Genomic DNA, 12514 nt, shown 5'->3' on the forward strand with positions numbered 1-12514 from the left:
GGCATGATTATTACGATTTAGAGCTTCTGTGCATCAGCCACAAAAAGAATGGTGTGCCAATCACAGCAGCCACCAGCCCCGAGGGGATTTCATCAGGGGCGAGCACGGTGCGTCCAATCGTATCGGAAAACACGAGAAGAGATCCACCGATAAACAGGGCTACGGGGAGAATACGAACATAATCCTGGCCAACAAGCATGCGGGCTAAGTGAGGCGCCACAAGCCCGATAAAGCCGATCGTGCCAACGGCAGCTACTGCCATCGCGGCGCAGAAGGTGGCAAGCAGCACGGCGGCCCAGCGGGCAAAGGTTAAACGCTCTCCAAGAGCGATTGCTGTCTGGTCACCAAGCGCAAGCACGTTTAAGGAAGGAGCTAAATACCAGGCAAGCGGTATACTTACGGCAAGCGGGAGCAGCAGAAACTGCTGAAGCTCTTCGTAGCCGGTCGCATACGTGCTGCCGGACAGCCATGTTAAAGCAGCGGCAGCGTTTAAATTAAAGCGGGTTATCATAATTTGTGACAGGGCGCCGCCCACAGCTGACAGTGCGATGCCGAGAAGAGCCAGTACAGCGGGATGAAATTTAGTTTTCCAGGAGAAAAACAGAATCACCCCTACCGCTGCGAAAGCCCCGGCAATAGCGCCAACTGGAATAAAGGCAGTAGGAATATCCCTGAAAAGAAAAAGCACAAACAGAGCGCCTGCGCCTGCTCCTGAAGTCACCCCGAGCACTGAAGGATCTGCTAGGGGATTGCGCAGAATACCCTGATACAGCATGCCGCTTAGTGCAAGCAGCATACCAGCTGTAAGCGCCGTTAAAAGACGTCCGAGCCTTAAATCGAATATGATGAACCGCTGGCCGCTGCTTTCTTCTGTAAACAGAGCCTTCCAGGTGTCAGCGAAGCTGAAGCCCGTAGACCCGCCTGCCAGTCCCAAGAAAAACACGAGCGCAGTAAACATAACAGCGCCTGCTAAAACGACAGGATACTTCAGTTCACGCCTTTTACGTCCGCCCCCAATAGCACTTTGCTGTTCTGTGCCAAAAAACGAGCCCCGGTGCCTTAAAATCAGCCATACAAGAAACGGAGCACCGACGATCGATGTAACAGCACCTACAGGAAGCTCGCTTAGAGAAGGGTCGACGGCCCTGCCCAGTACATCAGCCCCGATTAGAAGGACGGCTCCCCAAAGCATAGAGCCAAACAAAAGAGTGGAGTGAAGCTGATAGCCCATTAAGCGTGTCAAATGAGGGGCCACGAGGCCGATAAAGCCGATAGGGCCAACAACACTTACAACGATGGCAGTCAAACCTACAGCAAGAAAAAACATCAATGCTTGAGTAGCCCGTACGTTTTCTCCGAGTGTAGCCGCCTGGTTTTTGCCGAGCAGCAGAATATCGAGACGGGGGGCGTAAAAGAACACGAGGAACAAAAGCACGATCAGTACAGGAAAGACAAAACGGACACCGCTCCAATCCTGCTGTACAAGCGTACCGTTACCCCATAAAAACAACCCGGCGGTCTGTACTTCAAAAAATATCTGCAGCACCGCTGTAAATGATGAAAAAGCAATAGACAGTACGAGCCCGGCCAAAGCCATCCGCACCGGCGTAGCTTCAAGGCCTCCGGCCATTGTAAACACCATTACGGCCGCCAGACATCCGCCGACAAATGCAGCGATAAACCCGCTCAGGCCAAGCCAGTCGGGCAGTATGGTGGCAAAAGCTACAATAAAGAAATAGGCACCGGCATGAACTCCTAATGTACTCGGGGCTGCCAGCGGGTTTTTCGTGATCGTTTGAAAAATAACGCCGGAAGCAGCTAAAGCTATACCTGAGAGAATACCAATAACAATTCTCGGGAGATACACGGTCCGGAAAATACTGCTTTCTGTAGAATCAGTTTGCTGCAGAAGCTCCCACCAGGAGCGCACCGAAAAAGTACCGGTGCTCTGCACAAGATGCAGATATACCAGTACCAAGAGAAGAGCTGCTCCGCTAGTATACAGCAGAACAGCTCTTGAAACGAACGGGGATGAATTCATAATTACTCCTCATTTGTTAAAGTGTCAGCCACCTCTTCAGCGAATACTTCAGATGAAAGTGGACCGCCATAAGGCCATGTAGTACTTGGAAGACGGTGAACGTTATCGTTTTCGACAAAAGAAAGGCTGTTCCATACTTCATTATTATTCAGCGTTTCTTCAATATTATCACGATCGTCTTCTGGTGTGGGGATATCTATAAACGTCTGGTCCTGATAATCCTCGAGAGCGTCGACACCTGTTTCGGTATAGCCGTATTCTTCAAACTGTTCAGACTCATAGGCGTTCTCGACGCCGATCTGCTCCATCGTCTGGGCAGCAAGCGAATTGTCGGCGAATAGACGGAATGTTACATTTTCGTTAGCCAAAAAGGAAAGAGAAAGCAATACTTCTTCATCATCCTGGCCGGCATCTTCAATTTCCGTTGAAAGGTCGTCGTAGGTGCTGTCCAGATCATTTAAAACCTGGTCCGCCTGGTCTTCCTCTCCCACAGCTGTGGCGATGCTTTCAAAAGTTGATTCCATCTCTTCGTACTGATTGCCTTCTCCTTCTTCAGGATATGGATTATACATCAGCGTAGGGGCAATCTCTTCAAGCTCTTCTTTAATATCTTCATGACGGTAGCCGGCAGTTATAATCAAATCGGGTTCAAGTTCGGCAATGCGCTCCAGGTTAGGCTCCTGTCTCGTGCCGACGTCCTGGACGTCTTCAGAAGGCGAGGGTTCGATGTCGCCCAAGTAATCGTTATATCCATCGAGGTCGGCGATACCGGCAGGCTGCATGCCTAACGCAAGAAGATCCTCTGCATATACCCATTCGAGCGCCACTACGTCCTCCGGTGTTTCATCGAGTGTTACTTCGTTGTCATACCCATCTGTTACCGTCACAGATTCGCTATTGTCAGAAGATTCCTCATTGTTGCCGGACTCCTCCGAACCGCCGCTGTCGTCTGAAGAACTGCATGCAGCGAGTGAAAGCGATAAAGCGGGTATCGTCAAAAATGTTAAAAAAGTCTTTTTATTCATATGTATATCCCCCTAATTGAAAAAGATTATCAATGTCAACAAATCCGACTTTACTACAAAAGGGAGGACAATTCAATAAATATAAGAAATTTTTCTTATTTATTATTCATTATATTGGTCATAAAACCGGGCAGTAATTTCTTTCATCCTGTTTTTATTTTTACCCATATCCCCCTTCCCGATTCTTGAAGCTGAACGAAAATGAACGTGCTCATGATTCCCGAAATAAAAAACGACGTCATCCTTAAATTTAAGTACCGGTGTCGTAAACACAGCCGAAATATAGTTATCATCCTCATGAACAATTTCCGCATACTTTTGCTGCCGAATGATATGGCGGATGGTGCTTTTCGCTGTTTCTGGGCTTCCTGAGTAATGTATGGGCTCCATGTAATGAAGTTTATCCCCGGGAGAGCTCATGGTGGAAACACAATTTGGACTGTTAGGGCAGGGAGAAAGCATAAATAACATCCTTTCGCGGTAGAATTTTATATACAATATTGTGTACACTGTAATCAGATGATTAGAATTAAATCAGCGTTATTCTCTTTCCCTAAAAAATAAAGCGTTAATCGGAAACAGGAAGGGAAGGGAAAAGGAAGGAAGGAGTGAATCGCAGATGGTGAAAGTCAGCCAGGTGAGTGAAAATATTATTAAGGTGCACATGAAAGTAGGCATTACCATCAGCGCCTGGGTCGTGAAGCATGAGAACGGCTCAATTATTATCGATACGGGCATCCGGCCAATGGCGCCGAGAATTTTAAAAGAAGCAGCACGTTTTGGACGGGTTCAGATGATTTTATTAACCCACGGTCATCCGGATCATGTAGGCGGACTCGCTTATATTCAGGACAAAGTAAATGCACCTGTTTATATTCATGGGCTCGAGATTCCTTACATAACGGGGGAAAAACCTTATCCTAACCGTAAAAAACCAACGGATTATACAAAAGGATTTTCTGTGAAGCAGCTGCCGGGGGACAGTCGTGGCGTTTTTCATTCCATGATGGGAATTGATCCGTATTTTACGCCGGGGCACTCGCCGGGTCATACCGCTTATTATCATAAACAAGACGACGTTCTGATCGCTGGCGACATGATTACGTCTAAAAACGGCCGTATAGGCCCTCCGATGAAACAGTTTACTGCTAATATGGACCGGGCGATGCGAAGTACGAAAACCATACAGAAAGTGGCTCCCGGAAAGTTATCCATCTGTCACGGAGAGGATCTGGAGTATTCGCAGCATCTGTACAGCACATTCGTAAATGAATACCAGTCTAAAGTATAAGGGGCACGGTTATGTATAATGAGGCTTTGATGAAACGGGCGGTCCAACTGGCACGGAAGGTCAAAAAAGAAGGAGAAGGGGATCCTTTTGGGTGTGTCATTGCCCGGAACGGTGAAGTAGTTGCAGAGGAGGGAAATAAAGGTTTTAAAACCTTTGACCCAACGACTCATGCCGAACTGGAAGCAGTAAGGACCGCTTCGCGGTTCTTAAAAACCCAGGACTTAAGTGACTGCGAGCTGTATACGAGCGGTGAGCCCTGCCCAATGTGTGAAGCTGCAATCAATTGGAGCGGTATCCCGGTAGTATACACGGCAAAAACAGCAAAGGAGGCCGAAAATGCCGGCCTCCTTCCAGTGCCCGAAACAACCTACGAGCTGCAGTATAAACCACTTCAGGATCAAACACTCGATCCATACCTTGATGAACAGTAGACCTGGACGGTTAAAGCAGAAAAAAACGAAAATAAATAAGTATGCCCAGGTAGATAATTAATAATACTGCAGACATGAGCAGAATAAACCACATGTATAAAAGCGGCACATAATGTGACTGCTTTTTTATTGTAATTGCAGCGAGGGTCGCTGTTGTTCCGAGCGTAAGCAGAATCAGCACCACCAGCCAGGTGGCAATGGACGGCCACGGGAGAAAATAAACAAAGGGCATAAGCATCAGCAGTACACACATTGTATAAAACGCATAAAGCGATGTTTTATACAGGCGTGTGTCCTTTTGGCGCTCTTTGTGCTGCCGCCGCCGGTCCAGCCTGCTGTTTGATTTTTCTCCGTCCGCGGAAGCAGGCTGCAGTGTATGCTTAACACGGTTCCACAGCTGCTTCGGGGAGAATCGTTTCCATTTTGATGAACTTCCCATTTTTCATGCTCCTAAAGGCAGGCGGAAAACATCAGCATTACGGCCGGCGTGTGAGGCCCATAAACGTTTGCAAAAATGATTTCCAGTTACGGTTTCTGCCATAGTAATAGTCGATGATCTGCGAAAGTGATTCGAACTTTCCTTCATAAGGATACCATAAAATTTCGCTGTTCATACTACCTCTTGCGCTCATAACGGACGTTTCAATACTGAACGAACGCATACCTGCGGTGGCGTGGTAGGACCCTATGCCGCTCTGTTTTGTGCCTCCATAAGGAAGGTAGTGATTGGCAGCGTGGGAGATTACATCATTGATCATGAAGTTGCCTGTACGGACCTTTGCAGTAAAGTTTGCCGCAAGTTCCTGATCAGCAGTGAAAATGGATCCGCTCAGACCGTAAATTGTATCGTTGAACAGCTCGAGTGCCTCGTCTATTGTAGAATAAGTTCTTACTGAAAATACAGGACCAAAAGTCTCTTCCTTCCATACCCGCATTTCTCCGGTTACTCCAGTCAAAACAACTGGTTCGATCGTCAGGGTCTGGTCGTCCCACTGCTCCGGAGGCTTTCCGGCTATTTGTTCGGCACCTTGGTCAAGTGCTTCCTGGACCTGGCTGTAGACAATATCCCACTGCTTTTTTGTCGTCATTCGCCCGATTTCATACTCTTTTTCGCCGTCCCGGCGCAGAGCGGCGATATTACTGCGTACACTGTTCAAAAATTCTTCCTGAACCTCTTCGTGCACAATCACGCGCTCGACAGATAAACAGACCTGGCCGCTGTTCATGAAGGCACCCCAGGAAGCAGCATTCGCTGCCCGTTCCACGTTTGCATCTTCATGAACGACCATAGCATCTTTTCCGCCCAGTTCGAGGGTGGTGGGGATCAAATGCTCGGCGGCCTGCTTCTGGATAACCTTTCCTGTCGCGACCGATCCCGTAAAATGAATATAGTCCGGCTGCTGCTCAATCATTAAGCGCCCGGTTTCAGCTCCGCCGTGAAGGACCTGAAAGACTCCGTCAGGAAAAAGTCCCGAGATTTTTTCAAGAAGAAGACTCGCGAGCGGCGTCTCTGCGGAAGGCTTTAAAAGCACGCAGTTTCCTGCAGTCAGCGCTTCGACAACAGGGATAAGAGAAAGCTGAAACGGAAAGTTCCATGGAGAAATAATAGCAATTTTCCCGCGGGGCTTCCGGATAATTGATGAATTTTTACCCAGGAAAATCATCGGGGTTCTGACACGCTCACGGTTGAAAAGGCCGGGAGCTTCTTTTTCAATGTGACGCAGTGCTTCAAGAACCGGAATGACTTCAGATCCCAGTGCTTCTATAGGAGGCTTTCCTGTAGCGGAGGAGATAATATCGGCAATCTCTTCCCGGAGATCGCTGATAGTAAAACGAAGCAGCTGTATGTAGCTCAGCCGTTTCTCTATGGGCAGAGAAGCCCAGGGAGCGAAAGCATCATCGGCCTTTTGCCAGGCGGCCAGTATTTCTTCTTCATTAGATGAATGAACGGTTGTTGATTCCAATGTTGACACCCTTTCTAAATCATAATAATAAGTATAGTATCCCGTTCCCTAATTGGAAGTAATCATAACAGAAGTTACGGAAAAGAAACCGTGGTCCTCCCAAAAGGCGTAAGGCATCTTTTCCGTAGTTAAAGGATAGTTTATTTATCGAAGCCGTACCGGATAAAACGGGAGATGTCTTTTGCAACGCCGATATCCCAAAGAATAATAAACAGAACCAGAATGGCGGGCCCCGCCAGCAGGCCTACGGCTCCAAACATTTGCAGGCCGGCAAACAGGGAAATCAGCACAGCGAGCGGGTTCAGATTCATGCTCGAAGAGAGCACTTTTGGCTCGATAATCTGCCGTACAATCATTGTAATCGTATAAAGAATCAAAAGGCCAAGCCCAAGGCCGAAGTTGCCTGAAATGATCAGATACACTCCCCATGGAATTAAAATAGTGCCGGTGCCTAAGTAGGGAAGAAATTCAGCGACACCAACGATGGCGGCGAGCCAGTAGGCTCCTTCGACTCTCATGATAAGAAGGCCGATTAACACAATAACGCCTGTCACAAGCATAAGAATCAGCTGCGCCCGGATGTAGCCGAATACTCTCGCCCACATGGACTGATAAAAAGCTTTCAACCGCTCGATGACAAAGGGCGGCAGGGCCAATTTCATTTTCCCGGCATATCTATTCCAGTCTTTTCCGATAAAATAAATAGCTAATACAATAAATAACAGGACAATCAAAAGCGTAGGAATACCTAAAATTAATTGGGTTAAAGCGTCGGCAGTAGTTTGAGCGACTGAGCCAAGACCAGAGCCAAGCTGACTTCCAAGCTCAGCTATCCCCTGATCTACAGAAGACTGGCCGCCGATGCCGGAAGCGGCTCCTGTGGCTCTTTCCCAGAAGGGAAGGAGGTTTTCATTGTAAAAATTCTGCATTTGCTGAAAGGTGCTTTCCATCCAGGCGGGTCCCTTCTCAGCGATCACATTGAATAGTTCAATTGAAAGAAAGATGAGACCGGTAATAATGCCTCCGACAATGCTCAAAGTAAGCAGGAGGCCAAGAAGGGCAGCTATCCCATTTGGCAGACGCAGTTTATAATGAAGCCACTTCGTAAGCGGCATAAGCATCCACGCGAAAAAAGCAGCGATCCAAAACGGATACGTATAGGAAAAAACCTTGCCAATCGCCCATGCAAGAGCGAAAGCGGCTATTATAACGATGACAAACCGCAAAATCATCCAGCCGGTCGTTTGTTTCATGAGCCATTCCATTCCTTTCCTTTGGAGGACATCCCAACCATCTTTTCTTATTATAACCTTCCCGCTGAAAAAAAGAATCTACACATTTTTTTAAAATATTCCCGAATAGAGGGGGAGATATACTTTTGATGAATAGTTCTTTAGGGTAATTATAAGGTAGAATGGCAGTAGTGGCTTATACTTTAGGAACAGACAGGGGAGGAAGCAGTATGGATATTAACGGAAAAGTTTTTTTACTGCCGGGCGGTGCATCCGGACTTGGCGGTGCTACAGCGAATATGCTTGTAGAAAACGGCGCAAAAGTGGTTATCGCCGATTTTGAGGTGAGACCCGGAAGAAAAAGAGCAAAAGAGCTTGGGGACAGCGCCATTTTTATTGAAATGGACGTCACTTCGGACGAAAAAGGAAAAGCGACTATCGATAAGACGATAGAAACGTTTGGGCGCATCGACGGAGTAGTTAACTGCGCAGCACTCGGGCTTGCAGAGAAGATTTTGAATAAAAAGGATTCTCACTCCCTCGATCATTTCAATCGTGTTATTCAGACGAATCTGGTTGGCACATTTAATATGCTCCGGCTCGGTGCAGATGCGATGAGACATAACGAACCAAACGAACAGGGAGAAAGAGGCATCATTATTAATACATCCTCGATCGCGGCCTATGAAGGCCAGGTCGGCCAGGCTGCCTACAGCGCTTCTAAAGGTGGTATCTGGAGTCTGACAGCGCCGGCGGCCAGAGAGCTTTCAGACTTTGGCATACGCGTCATGGCTATTGCTCCGGGCTTATTCGAAACTCCTTTTTATATGTCTTTCCCGGAAAAGGCAAGGCAGACGCTGGGACAGAACGTTCCATTCCCAAGAAGGCTCGGATTTCCAAATGAGTACGCCTCGCTTGTGAAAGAAATTATCCACAACACGATGTTAAATGGGGAAACTATCCGTTTGGACGGTGCGCTCCGTATGCCTCCGAAATAAAAAAAGTACCAGAGTCCGTATTACGGACTCTGGTACTTTTCATTTTTGGCATCAGCGCGCTGCTTGTTTACTGCTGCGGGAAGCAGAGCTCATAGAAGTTGCACCGCTTACAGGCGAAGGTGTTGGTCGTTTTTTTGAAATATTCGAGTGGAAGAGGCTTGTTGGCTTCTTTGTCCTCAAGGAAGCCTGCCATACGTTCCACGCTTTGGACGAGCAGCTCCCTGACCTCCTGAAGGGTGGAGTGATCGAGCTTGTGTTCGACACTTGTGCCTTCGAGCAGATATTCATTCCGTACGACGATATCCTCGAGCGCTGCTTCCGGGTAGTAGTCAAGGACATACTGAGCATACAAAGCCAGCTGGTACGGATCTTCTTCTGTCTGCAGACCGGTTTTCCAGTCTACAATGACCCATTTATTGTTTTCTTCATCTTTATAAAGAAAATCGAGCACGGCAAATACTTTTGTATTTTCAAGGCTCATCGTTCGGAGTTCTTCCGATTCGAGGTAATAGGTCGGCCGGTCAGAAGAAAGCTCGAGTACTGTGTCACAGGTTAAAATATGCTCCACTACAGCCACGAGCCGGTCCTGGATTTTTTTAATTTTCTCCGTGGGCAGCTTTTTCTCTTCGCCGTAGTAAATTTCATGGAGCATTGTCGTATGTTTCGGCTTTTTACGCCACTGCTCCGCGTTTTGCGTAGAATCGATAAACCCTTCATTCAGGCGGGTGCGGATCGTTTCTTTCAAGGTGTCTTTTGTCGGGAGATGCCCGTCATTTAAATATTTTTTCAGCGTTTCTTCCACTAGATCGTGCACAATAGACCCAAACAGCATTTCAAGATTGGTTAAATTTTTCAACCGGTAGACGTGACGCGGAAAAGGGTCAGCATTCCGCAGCCATCCGTTGTGTGAGGAGTAATACTGGTGAGCATACTGCCGTTCGCATTGAAGCAGCGTTTTATGTCTCGACAGCGACCAGGAAAACTCCGGATAGTCCCGTATAGTAAACAGGAGAAATCACTCCTTCGATTTGTCTTTACCTTGCTCCTGCTACCATTTTAACGGTGACGGCGGGCAAAGTCGATAAAACGGAACTTATCCGAACGGTGTCTGGACTCAGTGTATTGAAATAATTCTGCATTATCGAGATACACATAGTTTCGAACGACCGCAATACTCGAATCCGGGTAAAGATCAAGAAGCTGCTTATCTTCTTCCGTCGGCTTTTCAATAGTAATTTCTTTACGTGCAAAGCTGATCACAAGCTTCAGTTTATTTTCCACATAGTTATAAATAGAATCAGCGCAAATGTCTTCGGTGAGACCGGGCACCCAGCGCTCAAGCAGGTAGTCAATATCGAGCACAATGTTTTCGCCGTCCATTTTCCGCTGCCGTTTTACTTCCCAGACCTGCTCCGTTTCCTGAACCTCGAGCACATGCTGAAGGGCCGGCGGCAAGGTGGAAAGGGTTAAGGAATGTACATGAGTTTCACTGGTGCTGCCGGTCTGTTCCGCCAGCTCTTTAAAACTGACGAGCCCGGAAACCGGAAAATCAAACCGTCCGGTTTCAAGCACAACGGAACCCTTGCCCTGAATTTTTTGAATATAACCGTGTTCGGATAGAAGGTTCAGCGCTTTGCGGATGGTTTCCCTTGACGTTTCGTACATAGAAGTGAGCTCATGCTCGGAAGGAAGCAGGACATGAGGCTGAAACTGCTCATTGCGGATGCCGCGCGCTATTTCTTCATAGATGTCTAAATACTTTCTTTTTGTACCCATGCTCGTTACACCCCAGGCAGCTATTTTTGATAATGCAGAACGATCGTTTCATACGGCTGCAGGCTGTCAGTTTCCAGGGAAAAGCTGTCCCGTTTGTAGTTGGTGACAAAAACAGTTCCTGCCGCTTCTTTCCGGGGAAGATCCAGACTGCCGGCTTGAATTATATCAGAAGAGAAATTACTTATGATGAGTAATGCTTCATCTTCGTCCTCGCGTGTGTAGACGAAAAGGGAAGAATGGTCCGGGAGGTGAAGCTGATAATCTCCAGTCGTCAGGATTTTGTAATCCTTGCGAAGCTGAATTAATTGTTTGTAAAAATGATACACAGACTCCGGATCGCTTACCGCTTCTTTGGCATTAATGAACGTATAATTTCCCGGCACCGGCAGCCACGGCTCGGCTTCACTAAAACCGGCATTTTTCGAGCTGTCCCACTGCATCGGTGTACGTGCATTGTCCCGGGAACGGGCCTGAATGACAGCGAACGCTTCCTCCGGGCTTTTTCCCTGCTTTTGCATAATATCATAATAATTGATGGTTTCCACATCACGGTAGTCGTTAATGGAGCTGTAGGAAGGGTCCGTCATCCCAAGCTCCTCGCCCTGATAAATGTAAGGAGTGCCGCGCATACAGTGCATGGTCGCTGCGAGCATCTTTGCCGATTCTACGCGGTACTTGTCGTCATCGGCATACCTGCTTACAATGCGGGGCTGATCATGATTGCACCAGAACAGCGCATTCCAGCCGCCACCTTCGTACATACCGGTCTGCCAGTCGGATAATGTTTCTTTTAACTGCACAAAATCAAATTCAGGCAGGGTCCATTTTTCTCCTCCGGGATAATCCGCTTTTAAATGATGGAAGTTAAAGGTCATGCTCAGCTCTTCCCGATCCGGGCGGGTATACTTGATACAGTGGTCAATCGTCGTAGACGACATTTCTCCGACCGTCATAGCTCCGTACGGGGCAAATACGTTTTGATTCATTTCATGCATCCACTCGTGCACTCTCGGGCCATCTGTATAGAACCGGCGGCCGTCCCCAATGTCGTCATTTGGAAACCGCTGATCCTTCGAGATTAAATTGATGACGTCGAGCCGGAAACCATCAATACCCTTATTGAACCAGTAATGCATCATATCGTACAGCTGGCGGCGCAGTGCTTCATTTTCCCAGTTCAAATCTGCCTGACTGACGTCAAACAGATGCAGATAGTACTGGTTTGTCGGTTTATGCCACTGCCATGCAGAGCCGCCGAATTTAGACACCCAGTTGTTTGGTACGTCCCCGTCTACGGGATCCTTCCAGATGTAATAGTCGCGGTAAGGACTTGAAGCATCTGACGAAGCGGCCTGGAACCAGGCATGGTCTGTGGAGGTATGGTTAATAACGATATCCATAATGATTTTCATACCCTTTGCATGAGCCTCACTCAACAGACGTTCGAAGTCCTCCATCGTTCCATATACATCGTAAATATTATAATAATCGCTGATATCGTATCCGTTATCCTTTTGAGGAGAAGGGTACACAGGATTGAGCCATAAAACATCAATTCCGAGATCCTGCAGATAATCAAGCTTTTCGATGATACCGGGAAGGTCGCCGACCCCGTTGCCGGTCGTATCGTTAAAGCTTTTAGGGTAAATCTGGTAAATAACTGCCCGTTTCCACCATGGTTCCATTCTGCTCATCCTTTCGCATATATGCTGTATGGAGCAAAGGCGCCTGCTAACAGTTTCAGCAGACGCCTGAA

At 47.6% G+C, this 12514-nt stretch carries 12 protein-coding genes; 3 read left to right on the forward strand and 9 right to left on the reverse strand.

Annotation, left to right across the window (positions count from 1 at the left end; all coding sequences use genetic code 11):
• Nucleotides 1-10 precede the first annotated feature (10 nt).
• The 3 genes from BLV22_RS12795 to BLV22_RS12805 form a co-directional block, all read right to left on the reverse strand.
• The gene (locus BLV22_RS12795) at nt 11-2041 is read right to left on the reverse strand and encodes an iron ABC transporter permease (RefSeq protein ID WP_091616053.1); all 2031 of its coding nucleotides are present in this window, start codon (nt 2039-2041) and stop codon (nt 11-13) included.
• A gap of 2 nt (nt 2042-2043) precedes the next feature.
• Nucleotides 2044-3066 (reverse strand): ABC transporter substrate-binding protein, encoded by a 1023-nt coding sequence (locus BLV22_RS12800; protein WP_091616056.1) that lies wholly within the window; start codon nt 3064-3066, stop codon nt 2044-2046.
• A 102-nt stretch (nt 3067-3168) separates the two neighbouring features.
• A complete protein-coding gene (locus BLV22_RS12805; protein ID WP_143030986.1) occupies nt 3169-3537 on the reverse strand; it encodes a DUF1499 domain-containing protein in 369 nt (122 codons plus the stop codon).
• Between the two features lie 148 nt (nt 3538-3685).
• Between BLV22_RS12805 and BLV22_RS12810 the strand changes: the two genes are divergently transcribed.
• Together BLV22_RS12810 and BLV22_RS12815 are read left to right on the forward strand one after the other, a co-directional pair.
• Nucleotides 3686-4357 carry an MBL fold metallo-hydrolase gene (locus BLV22_RS12810; protein WP_091616061.1) on the forward strand — a complete coding sequence of 224 codons (672 nt, stop codon included), beginning with the start codon at nt 3686-3688 and terminating at the stop codon, nt 4355-4357.
• Nucleotides 4358-4368: 11 nt separating this feature from the next.
• Nucleotides 4369-4788 (forward strand): nucleoside deaminase, encoded by a 420-nt coding sequence (locus BLV22_RS12815; RefSeq protein WP_091616064.1) that lies wholly within the window; start codon nt 4369-4371, stop codon nt 4786-4788.
• A gap of 10 nt (nt 4789-4798) precedes the next feature.
• Here the strand turns inward: BLV22_RS12815 and BLV22_RS12820 are convergent, their stop codons facing one another.
• From BLV22_RS12820 to ytvI, 3 genes are all read right to left on the reverse strand, one after another.
• The gene (locus tag BLV22_RS12820) at nt 4799-5227 is read right to left on the reverse strand and encodes a hypothetical protein (RefSeq protein ID WP_091616066.1); all 429 of its coding nucleotides are present in this window, start codon (nt 5225-5227) and stop codon (nt 4799-4801) included.
• Nucleotides 5228-5264: 37 nt separating this feature from the next.
• On the reverse strand, nt 5265-6752 hold the full coding sequence (locus BLV22_RS12825; RefSeq protein WP_176967774.1) for an aldehyde dehydrogenase family protein: 1488 nt from the start codon (nt 6750-6752) through the stop codon (nt 5265-5267).
• 140 nt (nt 6753-6892) lie between these two features.
• Nucleotides 6893-8005, reverse strand: coding sequence for a sporulation integral membrane protein YtvI (gene ytvI / locus BLV22_RS12830; protein WP_091616242.1), 1113 nt, complete (start codon nt 8003-8005; stop codon nt 6893-6895).
• 209 nt (nt 8006-8214) lie between these two features.
• Between ytvI and BLV22_RS12835 the strand changes: the two genes are divergently transcribed.
• Complete coding sequence (locus BLV22_RS12835) at nt 8215-8982, forward strand: 3-hydroxyacyl-CoA dehydrogenase (RefSeq protein WP_091616072.1); 768 nt, start codon at nt 8215-8217, stop codon at nt 8980-8982.
• A gap of 67 nt (nt 8983-9049) precedes the next feature.
• Here BLV22_RS12835 and BLV22_RS12840 read toward each other — a convergent pair whose 3' ends face one another.
• Genes BLV22_RS12840 through treC form a run of 3 tightly spaced genes read right to left on the reverse strand, consistent with a single transcriptional unit; the run spans nt 9050 to nt 12443 of the window.
• A complete protein-coding gene (locus BLV22_RS12840) occupies nt 9050-9991 on the reverse strand; it encodes a PD-(D/E)XK nuclease family protein (RefSeq protein WP_091616074.1) in 942 nt (313 codons plus the stop codon).
• 47 nt (nt 9992-10038) lie between these two features.
• Entirely contained in the window at nt 10039-10758 is a 720-nt protein-coding gene (gene treR / locus BLV22_RS12845; RefSeq protein WP_091616077.1) for a trehalose operon repressor, read from the reverse strand.
• A 20-nt stretch (nt 10759-10778) separates the two neighbouring features.
• Nucleotides 10779-12443, reverse strand: coding sequence for an alpha,alpha-phosphotrehalase (treC, locus tag BLV22_RS12850; protein ID WP_091616080.1), 1665 nt, complete (start codon nt 12441-12443; stop codon nt 10779-10781).
• Nucleotides 12444-12514: the final 71 nt, after the last annotated feature.

Origin of the sequence: Marinococcus luteus (genome assembly GCF_900106595.1) — a bacterium.
GTDB lineage: Bacteria > Bacillota > Bacilli > Bacillales > Marinococcaceae > Marinococcus > Marinococcus luteus.